The organism is Pseudomonas sp. ICMP 3272, assembly GCF_001466905.1.
Lineage (GTDB): Bacteria > Pseudomonadota > Gammaproteobacteria > Pseudomonadales > Pseudomonadaceae > Aquipseudomonas > Aquipseudomonas amygdali.
Map to the genome: position 1 here is coordinate 168406 of NZ_LKEK01000108.1, position 14979 is coordinate 183384.

Below are 14979 nucleotides of genomic sequence, written 5' to 3' on the forward strand. Positions count from 1 at the left end.
TCGTTCCGCACGCTCCTGCGTGGGAATGCCGTGCGTGACGCTCTGCGTCACAGATCTACGCCGCACCATCACATTCAAGACCGGACGCAGAGCGTCCAGAACGGCATGCGACGCGGAGCGTCGCACGATGATCAAATGCCTAAGCAGAGCATCGCACGGTAGTTGGGATTATCGTTCCGCACGCTCCAGCGTGGGAATGTCGTGCGTGACGCTCTGCGTCACAGATCTACGCCACACCATCACACTCAAGACCGGACGCAGAGCGTCCAGAACGGCATGCGACGCGGAGCGTCGCACGATAGTTGAGGTCATCGTTCCACACTCTCCAGAACAGGAATGCCGGCGCAGAGCGTCGCACGGTAGTTGGGATTATCGTTCCGCACGCTCCAGCGTGGGAATGCAGTGCGTGACGCTCTGCGTCACAGATCTACGCCGCACCATCACATTCAAGACCGGACGCAGAGCGTCCAGAACGGCATGCGACGCGGAGCGTCGCACGATAGTTGAGGTCATCGTTCCACACTCTCCAGAACAGGAATGCCGGCGCAGAGCGTCGCACGGTAGTTGGGATTATCGTTCCGCACGCTCCAGCGTGGGAATGCAGTGCGTGACGCTCTGCGTCACAGATCTACGCCGCACCATCACATTCAAGACCGGACGCAGAGCGTCCAGAACGGCATGCGACGCGGAGCGCACGATAATCAAGTGGAGCGTCGGCCTGCCTCAGTCAACCGCCACGCCCAGTTCGGTCAGGCGCTTGAGCAGCGCATCTTCGTCCAGTACGGTCAGCCCCAGCTCGTTGGCCTTGGTCAGTTTCGAGCCTGCACCGGGGCCTGCAACCACGGTGTGGGTCTTGGCCGAGACCGAGCCGGAGACTTTGGCACCAAGGCTTTCGAGTTTTTCCTTGGCGACGTCGCGACTCATGCGCTCCAGCGAACCCGTCAGCACCCAGGTCTGCCCAGCCAGCGGCAGGCCTTCGACGGTTTTTTTCTCGCTGCGCCAGTGCATGCCGAAGTCTTTGAGCTGGGCTTCTATGGCGCGGGCGCGCTCGGCATGTGCGCTGTCGTCGAAGAAATCGCGGACCGACTTGGCCTGTTTCTCCGGCAGCGTCTGACGCATGTCCAGCCAATCGGCGCTGATGATGGCCTCCAGCGTGCCGAACCTGTCAGCCAGTTTCTGTGCAGCGCCCGGCCCTACCGACGGAATGTGCAGTTTGTCGATCAGCCCTTCGAGCGTAGTGCTGGCCGCAAATTCGGCACCCAGCTCGCCCTGATCCTGCAATTGCAGTCCGCATTCGCCCAACAGCGCATCAATGACGTTACGGTTGTGCTCGTCTTCGAAGAAACTGTGAATTTCGTAGGCAACTTCCAGACCGACATCCGGCAGGTAAGTCAACACCTCCGGCAAGGCCTGTTTGACGCGCTCCAGAGACGCCAGCGAGCGCGCCAGCACCTTGGCCGTCTCCTCGCCCACATCGGGAATGCCCAGGGCATAGATGAAGCGCGCCAGGGTCGGCTGCCGGCTGTCGGCAATCGCCTTGAGCAGCTTGTTGCTGGAAATTTCGGCAAAGCCTTCGAGGTCGATGATCTGTTCGTATTTCAGCTTGTACAGATCGGCAGGCGAGCCGATGAGTTTTTCATCGACCAGTTGCTCGATGGTCTTGTCGCCAAGCCCTTCGATGTCCATCGCACGACGTGACACATAGTGGATGATCGCCTGCTTGAGTTGCGCACCGCAGGCCAGACGCCCGACGCAGCGATACACCGCGCCTTCGGTGACGGTTTCCTTGCCCTTGCTACGCTTGATCAACTGCGTGCGCTCGACATGCGAGCCGCACACCGGGCAGGTCTGTGGAACCTGCACCGCCCTGGCATTCTCGGGGCGGCGCTCGGCAACCACCTGCACCACCTGAGGAATCACGTCACCGGCGCGGCGGATGATCACCGTGTCGCCAATCATCAGGCCGAGCCGCGCCACTTCATCCATGTTGTGCAGCGTGGCGTTGGCGACCATGACGCCAGCCACCTTGACCGGCTTGAGGCGCGCGACCGGCGTTACTGCGCCCGTGCGGCCTACCTGGAACTCGACATCCAGCAGTTCGGTCAGTTCTTCCATGGCGGGGAATTTGTGGGCAATCGCCCAGCGCGGCTCACGGGCGCGAAAGCCCAGTTCGCGCTGCGCTGCCAGGTTGTTGACCTTGAACACCACGCCGTCGATCTCGTAAGTCAGCGCCAAGCGTCGCTCACCGATATCGCGGTAATAGGCCAGACACTCCTCGACGCCATTCGCCAGTTTCAGCTCGCGGCTGACCGGCATGCCCCATTTTTTCAACGTTTCAAGCACGCCGATGTGAGTGTCGGCGATTTCCGCCGAAGTCTGCCCCAGGCCATAGCAGCAGAATTCCAGCGGACGATTGGCAGTGATTTTCGAGTCCAGCTGGCGCAGGCTGCCCGCCGCTGCATTGCGCGGGTTGGCGAAGGTTTTGCCGCCGATTTCCAGCTGGCTGGCGTTGAGCCGCTCGAAACCTGCCTTGGACATGAACACTTCGCCGCGCACTTCCAGCACATCCGGCCAGCCCTTGCCTTTCAGCTTGAGCGGGATGTTGCGCACGGTGCGCACATTGACGCTGATGTCCTCGCCGGTGGTCCCGTCCCCACGCGTCGCACCGCGTACCAGCGCACCGTCGCGATACAGCAGGCTGACTGCCAGACCGTCCAGCTTGGGCTCGCAGCTGTACTGCACCTTGCTGCCCGCGCCAAACAGGTCCCCGGCAGGCAAATCCAGCCCTTCGGTTACGCGCCGGTCAAACTCGAGCATGTCGTTTTCTTCGAAAGCGTTGCCCAGACTGAGCATCGGCATTTCGTGCCGAACCTGAGTGAACGCCGACAAAGCGGCGCTGCCAACCCGCTGCGTCGGCGAATCCGGCGTGACCAGATGCGGGTTTTCTGCCTCAAGGGCCTTGAGTTCGTGAAACAGGCGGTCGTACTCGACATCCGGGATGCTGGGCTCATCCAGAACGTGATAGCGGTAGTTGTGCTCATCCAGCTCTGCACGCAGTTCCAGGATTCGGGTTTCGACGGCCTTCATACGGTGTTCTCTCAAAAAGCAAAAGAGCAGCCGAGGCTGCTCAATCTGTTGGCTCTGTTCTGTTCAAGCCCAATCCCCGAAAAAGCGCGCCGGAGCATGCTCTTGATCGGGAAGTGGACAAGGATTCGCTTAACCGCGACGCTGGGTCAATGCACGGCGCTCGAATTCAACGATGCGCTGACGGTAATGCTCGATGGTTTGCGCGGTCATGACACTGCGCTGGTCATCTTTCAGCTCGCCATCCAGTTCATGGGCCAGCTTGCGGGCTGCGGCAACCATGACGTCGAAGGCCTGCTTGGGATGACGCGGGCCTGGCAAACCAAGGAAGAAGCTCACGGCACGGGTGCTGAAATGGTCGATATCGTCCAGATCGAACACGCCGGGCTTGACCGCATTGGCCATCGAGAACAGCACTTCGCCGTTACCTGCCATGCTTTCGTGACGATGGAAAATATCCATCTCGCCAAAACGCAGGCCGCTTTCCAGAATGTTCTGCAACAGCGCCGGGCCCTTGAAACCGCCTTCGCTGCGCGAGATCACGCTGATGACCAGCACTTCCTCTACCGGAGGCAGGTCCTTGTCTTCGGTGATGCGCTGGGCCGGCTTGTCGTCCGGGAAGTCATCGTCACGCCCGGTGAACAGGCTCGGGCCGTCCAGATCCAGATTCAGGTCACCCTGCTGCGGTTCATCCTTGCGCTTCTTGTCGCTGTTGCCACGCTTGTCACTGTTGCTGCGCTTGCCCTCACGCGGGCTGGCGCTCATCGACGGCAAATCATGCTCATCGAGCTGCGGCTCCTTGTGGGTATCCAGCACACGGGGCGGCCCGAGCACTTCGGCCGACGTGGTTTCCTCCTCATCCGGAAGATTGGAGAAGCTTCGATCCAGCCTGAATTTCAATTTACCTTTGCTGCCGCGCATACGGCGCCAGCCATCAAAAAGAATACCGGCAATGACTATTATGCCGATGACGATCAGCCACTCGCGCAGACCGATTTCCATGTAATCCAGTGCCTCTAATGAAGAAATCTGAAAATAAGGGCCTAAACCCCTTTAATACGTGGTGCCAAGTCTATGTTCTGACTGGCAATTTGCCCACGCGAAAATAAAAAGTGGTCACTAAACTAGCACGACCAAAGGTAACTTTACACCGTCTGTTACGTCTCTTCGCCGCCCAAAGTGCCATCTATCACACAAACGTCAAATTTTCGGGCCCTTGCGCAACGATTTCCCGACTGAATCAAGCCAGAACTCAGGCATCCACAAGCGCCATCGCCTGCTCTACATCCACCGCTACCAGCCGCGAACAGCCTGGTTCATGCATCGTCACCCCCATCAATTGGTCAGCCATTTCCATGGCGATCTTGTTGTGGGTGATGTAGATGAACTGAACAGTTTGTGACATTTCTTTCACCAACCGCGCATAGCGACCCACGTTGGCGTCATCCAGCGGCGCATCCACCTCATCAAGCATGCAAAACGGCGCAGGATTGAGTTTGAAAATGGCAAAAACCAGCGCCAGTGCAGTCAAGGCTTTTTCCCCACCCGACAGCAGATGAATGGTGCTGTTCTTCTTGCCGGGAGGGCGCGCCATGATTGTCACCCCTGTATCGAGTAAATCTTCGCCCGTCAGTTCCAAATAAGCGGAGCCACCACCGAAAACTTTTGGGAAAAGTGCCTGAATCCCGCTATTTATCTGATCGAAGGTATCTTTGAAGCGGTTTCGGGTTTCTTTATCGATCTTGCGGATGACGTTTTCCAGAGTGTCGAGTGCTTCCACCAGATCAGCATCCTGCGCATCCAGATAACGCTTGCGTTCGGATTGCTGCTGGTACTCGTCAATGGCGGCAAGGTTGATCGCTCCCAGACGCTGAATACGCCCGGCGATGCTCTCCAGTTGCTGCTCGGCGGCCTGCTCGCTGGCCTCGGGGGTCAACGTGGCGAGCACGCCGTGCAGGTCGTAGCCGTCCTCATGCAATTGGTCCTGCAACGCCGTGCGGCGCACCGTCAGCGACTGCCATTCCAGGCGTTGCTGCTCAAGCTGGCCGCGCAACAGCTGCGATTGCTGCTCAGCCTGGGTCCGGCGCTTTTCGGCTTCACGCAGTTCGCGGTCAGCGTCTTCGAGGGCGTTCTTGGCGATGCGCATTTCATCATCGACCACCATGCGCCGCTCCAGCAGCTCTTCAAGCTTGAGGCGCAGTTCTTCAAGCGGTGCCTCGCCCTCCTCCAGATTCAGACTCAGTTGCTCGCGTTTTTCGGTCAGCCTTTCGGACTGCATGCGCAGGCGCTCCAGCGCCTGACGCGTCGAATCGTACTGCGCCTTGAGCGAGCCCAGACGCACCGCCAGTTGATGACTGTGATCCTTATGCTGCCGCGCATCCTGACGAATCCTATCCAGACGCTCGCGCAGCGCATCACGCTGCGCCTGAAGCACTTCGCGCTGTTCGGTATCCTGCGCCATGCTGTCCAGTGCATCCTGCAATTGCAGGCGCGATTCGCCGAGGTGCTCGTGCTCGACAGCGCGTTGCTCGCCCAGCTCGGCCAGTTCTTCGTCCAGACGAGTACGACGCAGGGTCAACTGCTCGACCTTCACCCTGACCGCCGACAGTTGCGCTTTAAGTTCGCTTTGCTGACGGGTTTCGTCCTGCACGCGGCGGCGCAGTTGCTCGCGGGCTTCTTCCTCCTGCGACTGTTGCTCGCGCAGCACCAGCAATTGCTCTTCAAGCGTAGCCAGCGTCGCTTCGCGCTCATCACGCTCCAGGCCCAGCCGTTGTAATTCCTGCCCCCGCGCCAGCACGCCACTCTGCGCCTCGCTGGCACGTCGCACACGTAAAAAGTGCCGCCCGACCCAATAGCCGTCACGGCTGATCAGGCTTTGTCCGGCGCTGAGTTGCGCACGTCGCGCCAGCGCTTCGTCCAGATCCTCGACCGGAATCACCTGGCCCAGCCAGGCGGACAGATCAACCGTACTGTCCACTTTCTCCAGCAGGCTGCCAGGCACCCGTACCGTATCGGCACCGGCGCTGAGCAAGCGCAGATCACCCTGCTGGAAGTTCGCCAGATCAAGCGCGTCGAAGTCATCCACCAGCACCGCCTGCAAATCCGCGCCGAGCACGGTCTCCACGGCCAGCTCCCAGCCCGCTTCGACACTCAGCCCCTCGGCCAGACGCGGGCGTTCGGCCAGTTGCTGATCGCGCAGCCATTCGGCGGTGCCGGTGTCCGGGTCAAGCGCGGCCTGCTGCAGCGCTTCCAGGGAAGCCAAACGCCCGTTGAGACGTTGCAGCTCGCCCTGCGCCTGCTGTTGCGCCTGACTGGCCTGCTGCAAAGCTTCACGCAGTTGCTCCAGACGCTCTACCGCCTGCTCCTCGCCCGCGTGCAGCTCCTCAAGGGTCATGTCACGGGTGGCGAGGTCTTCGCTCAGTTCCAGAATGGCCGCATCCTCAGGGTCGGCGGCCAGCAACTGACGCTCTTCGGCCAGACGCCGCTGGCGTTCGGCCAGGCGTTCGATGCTTTGTTCAAGTTGCTGAATGCGCGACTGCTGGACCTGCGCCTGGCGCTGTGGCTCGGCGGATTGCTGATTGAAGACGTCCCACTTCTCCTGCCAGCCCTGCATGGCCGCTTCGGCGTCTTCCAGGGCAATGGCCGATTCTTCGGCGGCCGCGCTGGTCATTTCCTGCTCGGGCTCAAGCATCTGCAGCTCTTCGCCCAGGGTGGCAAGCAAGGTGGTGTCGTGGCCAAGATGGGATTCGGTTTCCTGGCGGGCGCGTTCGGCTTCGCGCAGGTCGTCCTGCAATTGGCGCAGCCGCTGCTGACCGTGCTGGATGCTCTGCTCGACGCGAGCAATGTCGCCACCGACCGAATAAAAACGGCCCTGCACCAGGTTGAAGCGTTCGGACAGATCATGATGGCCGTCGCGCAGCCTTTCGATGCTGGCATCGGCGCTGCGCTGATCAGCCACCAGCGCTTCAAAACCGATCTCCTGATTGCCGATCACTGCCTCGCGCTGCCCCACCAGATCATTCAACGCCTGCCAGCGCAGAGCCGACAGTTGCGCCTTCAACTGGCGTTCTTCGGCCTTGTATTCCTGATACTTCTCGGCGGCCTGAGCCTGTCGGTGCAGACGCTCCAGCTGACGCTCGAGTTCTTCCCGAAGGTCAGTCAGGCGCGCCAGGTTCTCGTGGGTGCGGCGAATACGGTTTTCGGTTTCCCGACGTCGCTCCTTGTATTTGGAGATCCCGGCGGCTTCTTCAATAAAGTTGCGCAGGTCTTCAGGCTTGGCTTCGATCAGCTTGGAGATCATGCCCTGCTCGATGATCGAATAGCTGCGTGGCCCCAGGCCGGTGCCAAGGAAGATGTCGGTAATGTCGCGACGGCGGCATTTGGTGCCGTTGAGGTAGTAGCTGTTCTGGCTGTCGCGGGTCACTTTGCGGCGAATGGAGATTTCCGCATACGCCGCGTACTCGCCGACCAGCGTGCCGTCGGAGTTATCGAACACCAGCTCGATACTCGCCTGGCTGACCGGTTTGCGGCTGGTGGAGCCATTGAAGATGACGTCGGTCATCGACTCGCCGCGCAGGTTCTTGGCCGAGCTTTCGCCCATGACCCAGCGCACGGCGTCGATGATGTTGGATTTGCCACAGCCATTGGGACCGACAACGGCCGCCATGTTACTGGGGAAGTTCACCGTGGTGGGATCGACGAACGACTTGAACCCTGCCAGCTTGATGCACTTCAGGCGCATGGCGTCAGTCCGCTGCCAGGGCGGCCAGCACCAGCTGGCAGCTGCGCTGACAGTAGGCGATCAGCACTACACGAATTTTCGGCAGATCCCGCGCGATCACCGCGCCAAGCAACTCGTCGAACAACGCCAGATAGTCGCCCATATCGGCCTTGCGTTGCTCGAGCGCGAGGAAATAGCTGCGGCTCATGGACGGCTGCAGGTTCTCGACCGTTTCTTCGAGGTACGGGTTGCTGGCGAACGGATAGGCCGCGCGCATGACATTGAAGCTCTCTTCGACAAATGCCTTGACGTCCTGCTGCTCGAAACTGACCTGCAGGCGCTGTTGTATCTGCACGAACGGCGCAAGATCATCCTCGGTGCGCCAGCGCTCGACCACTGCATTGGCCAGCAGAATGTACAACTCGCTCATCAGGCCACACAGGCTGGTCACGTTGTGCGCGTTGAGCACCGTAACCTGTGCCCCACGACGCGGCAGGATCACCACCAGATGGCGGCGCTCCAGAATCAATAATGCTTCGCGCACAGAACCACGGCTGACGTTCAACGCCTGCGTGACTTTCTGTTCCTGAATACGCTCTCCAGGCTTGAGCTCACCGCGAATGATCCGCTCGGCAAGATGATGAGCAATTTGCTCAGCGAGGCTGTCCGGTGCCTTGAACGTCATGACTATCCTTCAAAAAAACCAGTTCTGCATGCAAGCCGCGAAGTGTAGCGCAACCGGTACGGATGGCGCAGGGCCATAGAAGCGGAAACTGGCACGAAATACGCAAAACCTTGAATACAACCCAATGGGCGATTCAAGAACCAGAGAGTCTTTGATCGGCAGAATGCTGAAAAACTCAATTTCCTGACTCTTAAGTCAGAAACAAATTGACCCAATAAGCAGAGCTGATAGATTCATCGACATGTCTGATGACAATAAATGTGAGGGCTTTGCGCCGTGATTCAGTTCCTTTTGAACCAAGAGCTAAAAACCGAGCGCAGCCTGAATCCGAACATGACCGTGCTGACCTACCTGCGTGAGCAGGCACACAAGCCCGGTACCAAGGAAGGTTGTGCCAGTGGCGACTGCGGTGCCTGCACCGTCGTGGTTGGCGAGTTGCACAGTGACGCCGACGGCAAGCAAACGCTGCGTTATCGCAGCCTCAATTCGTGCCTGACGTTCATGGCGTCGCTGCACGGCAAACAATTGATCAGCGTCGAGGACCTCAAGCACCAGGGTCAGTTGCACAGCGTGCAACAAGCGATGGTCGAGTGTCACGGCTCGCAATGCGGCTTTTGTACCCCGGGCTTTGTGATGTCGCTGTTTGCCCTGCAAAAGAACAGCAGCGACGCCAACGCGCACCAGGCCCACGAAGCGCTGGCAGGCAATTTGTGCCGCTGCACCGGTTATCGCCCTATTCTGGCCGCCGCCGAGCAGTCTTGCAGCCAGCGCCAGCCGGACCAGTTCGATCAGCGCCAGGCTCAGACTGTCGAGCGCCTGCGAGCAATCACGCCAGGCCAGACCGAAGCACTGAGCGACGGCGAAAAAAGCTGCTTCATTCCGCTGACCGTGGCGGACCTGGCTGACCTTTATGGAAGCCATCCGCAGGCGCGCCTGCTGGCCGGCGGCACCGATCTGGCCCTGGAAGTCACGCAGTTTCACAAACAATTGCCGGTGATGATTTACGTCGGACACATCGACGAGATGAAGGGCGTGAAGCGTTTCGAAGACCGCCTGGAGATCGGCGCAGCCACTCCGCTGACCGATTGTTATGCAGCACTCAAGGCCGAATACCCGGACTTTGGCGAGTTACTACAACGCTTCGCCTCGTTGCAGATCCGTAATCAGGGCACGCTGGGCGGCAATATCGGCAATGCCTCGCCCATCGGCGACTCACCGCCCCTGCTGATCGCCCTTGGTGCGCAGATCGTGCTGCGCAAAGGCAACGGCCAGCGCACTCTGGCGCTGGAGGATTACTTCATCGACTACAAGGTCACGGCTCGCCAGGAGAGTGAGTTCATCGAAAAGATCATCGTGCCGACCGCCAATCCACTGCAGACCTTTCGTGCCTATAAAGTCTCCAAACGCCTGGATGACGACATCTCGGCAGTCTGTGCGGCGTTCCGCCTGACGATAGAAGACGGCGTGATCCGCGAGGCACGTGTCGCCTATGGCGGCATGGCGGCGATTCCCAAGCGCGCAGCGGCCTGCGAGCGGGCCCTGGTCGGCCAGCCGTGGAGTAATGAAACCGTTGAGCAGGCCTGCGCCGCACTCAGCGAAGATTTCACGCCGCTGTCGGACTTCCGTGCCAGCAAGGAATATCGCCTGTTGAGCGCGCAGAACCTGCTGCGCAAGTATTTCATCGAAGTGCAGACGCCTGCCGTCGCAACGCGGGTGACTGACTATGTCTGAGCATTCCCCATCCATTACCCAGGCCGAAATGCTCGCCGTGTTCCAGCAGGGCTTGAGCACTGGCGTCGGTCGCAGCGTCAAGCATGACAGCGCCGACAAGCATGTGTCCGGCGAAGCGGTGTATATCGATGATCGCCTGGAGTTTCCCAATCAGTTGCATGTGTACGCACGTCTTTCCGACCGTGCCCACGCGCGAATCATCAGCATCGACACCTCGCCCTGCTACGCCTTCGACGGCGTACGCATCGCGATTACCCATCAGGATATTCCGGGGCTGAAGGATATCGGACCGTTGCTGCCCGGCGATCCGCTGCTGGCCATCGACACGGTGGAGTTTGTCGGTCAACCGGTGCTTGCCGTTGCTGCTCGCGATCTGGACATTGCCCGGCAGGCGGCAATGGCGGCGATTATCGAATATGAGGACCTGGAGCCGGTGCTGGATGTGGTTCAGGCGCTGCGTCAGAAACACTTTGTGCTCGACAGCCACACGCACAAACGTGGCGACTCGGCCGCAGCGCTGGCAGGCGCAACCCACCGTTTGCAGGGCAACCTGCACATCGGCGGTCAGGAACATTTTTACCTGGAAACCCAGATATCCTCGGTGATGCCGACTGAAGACGGCGGCATGATTGTCTATTGCTCGACCCAGAACCCCACAGAAATCCAGAAGCTGGTGGCCGAGGTGCTGGGCGTGCCGATGAACCGCATCGTGGTCGACATGAGGCGCATGGGCGGTGGCTTTGGCGGCAAGGAAACTCAGGCGGCGAGCCCGGCCTGCCTGTGCGCCGTGATTGCCCGGCTGACCGGCCAGCCCACCAAGATGCGCCTGCAACGCTTTGAAGACATGCAGATGACCGGCAAGCGCCACCCGTTCTACATCGAGTACGACGTGGGCTTCGACGACGCGGGTCGTTTGCAGGGTATAGAGCTGGATCTGGCAGGCAACTGCGGCTACTCGCCGGACCTGTCTGCGTCGATTGTCGACCGCGCCATGTTTCACGCCGACAACGCCTACTATCTGGGCGAAGCCACGGTCAACGGCCATCGCTGCAAGACTCACACTGCGTCCAACACGGCCTACCGTGGCTTTGGCGGCCCGCAAGGCATGGTCGCCATCGAAGAGGTCATGGACTGCATCGCGCGCTTCCTCGGCAAGGACCCGCTGGCGGTGCGCAAGGCCAACTATTACGGCAAGACCGAGCGTAACGTCACGCACTATTACCAGACGGTCGAGCACAACCTGCTGGAAGAGATGACCGCCGACCTCGAACAGAGCAGCCAGTATGCCGAGCGCCGCGAAGCCATTCGCACGTTCAATGCCGGAAGCCCGATCCTGAAAAAAGGGCTGGCGCTGACGCCGGTCAAATTCGGCATTTCCTTTACCGCCAGCTTCCTCAATCAGGCAGGCGCGCTGATTCACATCTACACCGACGGCAGCATCCACCTGAACCATGGCGGCACCGAAATGGGCCAGGGTTTGAACACCAAAGTCGCGCAGGTCGTGGCTGAAGTGTTTCAGGTGGACATTGACCGTATTCAGATCACCGCCACCAACACCGACAAGGTGCCGAACACCTCGCCTACCGCCGCCTCAAGCGGCACCGACCTGAACGGCAAGGCCGCGCAGAATGCCGCTGAAACCCTCAAGCGGCGGCTGGTGGAGTTCGCAGCCCGGCACTATCAGGTGGCAGAAACAGAAGTCGAGTTTCGCAACGGCCATGTGCGGATCGGCGATATTTTCCTGCCCTTCGCCGAGCTGGCGCAATTGGCCTGGATGGGCCAGGTTTCGTTGTCCAGCACCGGCTATTACAAGACGCCGAAGATTTTCTATGACCGCAGCCAGGCGCGGGGCCGACCGTTCTATTACTACGCGTTTGGTGCGGCCTGCGTCGAGGTCATCGTCGACACGCTGACAGGCGAGTACAAAATGTTGCGCACCGACATTCTGCACGACGTCGGTGCCTCGCTGAACCCGGCCATCGATATCGGCCAGGTCGAAGGCGGCTACATTCAAGGCGCAGGCTGGCTGACCACCGAGGAACTGGTGTGGAACGACAAGGGCAAGCTGATGACCAGCGGCCCGGCGTCCTACAAGATCCCTGCGGTGGCGGACATGCCGCTTGATCTGCGCATCAAGCTGGTGGAGAACCGCAAGAACCCGGAAGACACCGTATTCCACTCCAAGGCAGTGGGCGAGCCACCGTTCATGCTCGGCATCGCTGCCTGGTGCGCAATCAAGGACGCTGTGGCGAGCCTGGGTGATTATCGCCATCAACCGGACATTGACGCGCCTGCAACTCCGGAAAAAGTGTTGTGGGGCTGTGAGCAGATGCGCCAGAAAAGCGCTGCGCGTCGCGCATCCGGCGAAGGTGCCGAGCCGATTGTTTCCGCCCCTTCGCGGGTAAGTGAAGCTTCGCCAGGCTCGCCTTCACCTAGTCAGGATGCCCCCGTGGGAGCGAGCCTGCTCGCGAAGGCGCCGGGCCTGGATCACTCGGTCCTGGAGCAGAAATGAACAACTGGATCAGCGCCCTGGCCGAGCTACAGGCCCGTGGAGAAGCCGGCATCCTGGTGACCATCATCGAGGAGCTGGGCTCGACGCCACGCAATGCCGGCTCGAAGATGGTGGTCTGTGCCGAGCATATTCACGACACCATCGGCGGCGGGCACCTGGAATACAAGGCCATGCAAATCGCCCGCGAGATGCTCGCCAGCGGCACCCGGCAGACGCGTCTGGAACGTTTCAACCTCGGCGCAAGCCTGGGCCAGTGCTGCGGCGGCGTGAACGTGCTGTTGTTCGAACCGATGGGCGAGCCCGTCGCGCAGATCGCCGTGTTTGGTGCCGGTCATGTCGGCCGTGCACTGGTGCCACTGCTCGCCAGCCTGCCCTGCCGGGTGCGCTGGATCGACGCACGTGAGAACGAATTCCCCGAGCCGATGCCCGAGGGCGTGTTGAAGATCATCAGTGAAGAGCCGGCCGACGAGGTCGCGCAGTTGCCTGTCGGCACTTACTGCATTGTCATGACCCACAACCATCAACTGGACCTTGAGCTGACTGCTGCGATCCTAAAACGCGGCGACTTTACTTACTTCGGGCTGATCGGCTCGAAAACCAAGCGCGTCAAATTCGAACATCGCTTGCGGGAACGCGGTTTTGACGCCAGCCTGCTGCAACGCATGCGTTGCCCGATGGGCCTGGAGGAAGTCAAAGGCAAGTTGCCCATCGAGATCGCGGTGTCCATCGCCGCAGAAATAATCGCCACCTACAACGCAAGCTTTGGCCAGCACAGTGCCAATGCCGAACCAATCGCCAGACTGCTGCCCGAATCACGCCGCAGTCAGTCGCAATGAGTCACAACGAGAGTGCCATGAGTTCAGTTTCCCGCCGTAAAGCCTACCGCGCCGCCATCCTTCACAGCATTGCCGACCCCGCGGAGGTGGCAGTGGGGGCGTCTTATGAGTATTTTGCCGATGGCCTGTTGCTGGTCGAAAACGGCAAAATCATTTCAGTGGGCAATGCTGACGATTTGCTCGATAGCCTCGACGGCGATGTCGAGCTGATCGAATACCCGGACGCACTGATCACACCGGGCTTCATCGACACCCATATCCACTTGCCACAAACCGGCATGATCGGTGCCTACGGCGAACAACTGCTCGACTGGCTCAACACCTACACCTTCCCCTGCGAAAGCCAGTTCGCCGACCCCGAGCATTCGGCGCAGGTGGCCGACATCTTCATCAAGGAACTGCTGCGCAACGGCACGACCACAGCGCTGGTGTTCGGCAGCGTGCATAAAGAGTCGGTCGAGGCGTTTTTCAGTGCGGCTCAGGCACTCGATCTGCGCATGATCGCCGGCAAGGTGATGATGGACCGCAATGCGCCGGATTATCTGGTTGATACGCCGGAATCCGGGTACGCCGACAGCAAGTCGCTGATCGAACGCTGGCACGGTAAAGGGCGTTTGAGCTACGCAGTGACCCCGCGATTCGCGCCGACCAGCAGCCCGGAGCAATTGAGCCTGGCTGGGCAGTTGCTTACTGAGTATCCCGGCCTGTACATGCAGACCCACATCAGCGAAAACCTTCAGGAGATCGAGTGGGTCAAGGCACTGTTCCCCGAGCGCAAGCATTACCTGGACGTCTACGATCACTTCAACCTGCTCGGCGAGCGCTCGGTGTTCGCCCATGGCGTGCACTTGTGCGACGAACAGTGCGCACGACTGGCGCAAACCGGTTCGGCGATTGCCTTCTGCCCGACCTCCAATCTGTTTCTGGGCAGCGGCCTGTTCAACCTGCCGATGGCCGAAAAGCACAAGGTGAATGTCGGGGTTGGCACCGATGTGGGCGGCGGCACCAGCTTTTCGATTCTGCAGACCTTGAACGAAGCCTACAAGGTCATGCAGATGCAGGGCGCACGGCTCAATCCGTTCAAGTCGCTGTACCTGGCGACGCTAGGCGGCGCGCGAGCACTACGTTTGGAGGACAAGGTCGGCAGCTTGAAGCCCGGTAACGAAGCCGACTTTCTGGTGCTGGATTACAACGCCACCCCGCTGCTGTCATACCGGTTGAAACAGGCTAAAGACATCGAAGAGATTCTGTTTGTGCTGATGACCATCGGTGATGACCGGACAGTGAAGCAGACCTGGTCGGGTGGGCGCTTGGTGCATGAGCGGGGCTAAATCGTCCCTCACGCTCACGCAGGCTCTGCGTCGTCAAGAGGACGCAGAGCGTCCAGAACGGCATGCGACGCGGAGCGTCG

The 14979-nt window shown here is 60.2% G+C and carries 8 protein-coding genes; 4 read left to right on the top strand and 4 right to left on the bottom strand.

Translation table 11 applies throughout. The features are described 5' to 3' along the window. Nucleotides 1-723: 723 nt before the first annotated feature. The 4 genes from ligA to AO068_RS25085 all read right to left on the bottom strand — a co-directional run bounded on the left by ligA (nucleotide 724) and on the right by AO068_RS25085 (nucleotide 8489). Nucleotides 724-3087 carry an NAD-dependent DNA ligase LigA gene (gene ligA, locus AO068_RS25070; protein ID WP_058409760.1) on the bottom strand — a complete coding sequence of 788 codons (2364 nt, stop codon included), beginning with the start codon at nucleotides 3085-3087 and terminating at the stop codon, nucleotides 724-726. A gap of 129 nt (nucleotides 3088-3216) precedes the next feature. Continuing rightward, complete coding sequence (zipA, locus tag AO068_RS25075; protein ID WP_004665852.1) at nucleotides 3217-4086, bottom strand: cell division protein ZipA; 870 nt, start codon at nucleotides 4084-4086, stop codon at nucleotides 3217-3219. 250 nt (nucleotides 4087-4336) lie between these two features. Further along, nucleotides 4337-7825 carry a chromosome segregation protein SMC gene (gene smc / locus AO068_RS25080; RefSeq protein WP_058409761.1) on the bottom strand — a complete coding sequence of 1163 codons (3489 nt, stop codon included), beginning with the start codon at nucleotides 7823-7825 and terminating at the stop codon, nucleotides 4337-4339. Between the two features lie 4 nt (nucleotides 7826-7829). Further along, the gene (locus AO068_RS25085) at nucleotides 7830-8489 is read right to left on the bottom strand and encodes a GntR family transcriptional regulator (RefSeq protein WP_058401976.1); all 660 of its coding nucleotides are present in this window, start codon (nucleotides 8487-8489) and stop codon (nucleotides 7830-7832) included. Between the two features lie 276 nt (nucleotides 8490-8765). Between AO068_RS25085 and xdhA the strand changes: the two genes are divergently transcribed. The 4 genes from xdhA to guaD are packed head-to-tail and all read left to right on the top strand — an operon-like array spanning nucleotide 8766 to nucleotide 14899. Beyond that, nucleotides 8766-10220: a xanthine dehydrogenase small subunit gene (gene xdhA, locus AO068_RS25090; RefSeq protein WP_058401975.1), complete on the top strand. Its 1455-nt coding sequence runs from the start codon at nucleotides 8766-8768 to the stop codon at nucleotides 10218-10220. Beyond that, entirely contained in the window at nucleotides 10213-12732 is a 2520-nt protein-coding gene (gene xdhB, locus AO068_RS25095; protein WP_058409762.1) for a xanthine dehydrogenase molybdopterin binding subunit, read from the top strand. Before xdhA ends, xdhB begins: the two co-directional genes overlap by 8 nt. Continuing rightward, a complete protein-coding gene (gene xdhC, locus AO068_RS25100) occupies nucleotides 12729-13568 on the top strand; it encodes a xanthine dehydrogenase accessory protein XdhC (RefSeq protein ID WP_058409763.1) in 840 nt (279 codons plus the stop codon). Before xdhB ends, xdhC begins: the two co-directional genes overlap by 4 nt. Before the next feature lie 17 nt (nucleotides 13569-13585). Continuing rightward, nucleotides 13586-14899, top strand: a complete 1314-nt coding sequence (gene guaD / locus AO068_RS25105) for a guanine deaminase (RefSeq protein ID WP_058409764.1) — start codon at nucleotides 13586-13588, stop codon at nucleotides 14897-14899. The last annotated feature ends 80 nt before the right edge of the window (nucleotides 14900-14979 follow it).

Bases quoted from the DNA above. Each gene is read 5' to 3' on its own strand.
- zipA (WP_004665852.1), bottom strand. From the start codon at position 4,086: ATGGAAATCGGTCTGCGCGAGTGGCTGATCGTCATCGGCATAATAGTC.
- guaD (WP_058409764.1), top strand. From the start codon at position 13,586: ATGAGTTCAGTTTCCCGCCGTAAAGCCTACCGCGCCGCCATCCTTCAC.
- xdhC (WP_058409763.1), top strand. From the start codon at position 12,729: ATGAACAACTGGATCAGCGCCCTGGCCGAGCTACAGGCCCGTGGAGAA.
- ligA (WP_058409760.1), bottom strand. From the start codon at position 3,087: ATGAAGGCCGTCGAAACCCGAATCCTGGAACTGCGTGCAGAGCTGGAT.
- xdhB (WP_058409762.1), top strand. From the start codon at position 10,213: ATGTCTGAGCATTCCCCATCCATTACCCAGGCCGAAATGCTCGCCGTG.
- AO068_RS25085 (WP_058401976.1), bottom strand. From the start codon at position 8,489: ATGACGTTCAAGGCACCGGACAGCCTCGCTGAGCAAATTGCTCATCAT.
- smc (WP_058409761.1), bottom strand. From the start codon at position 7,825: ATGCGCCTGAAGTGCATCAAGCTGGCAGGGTTCAAGTCGTTCGTCGAT.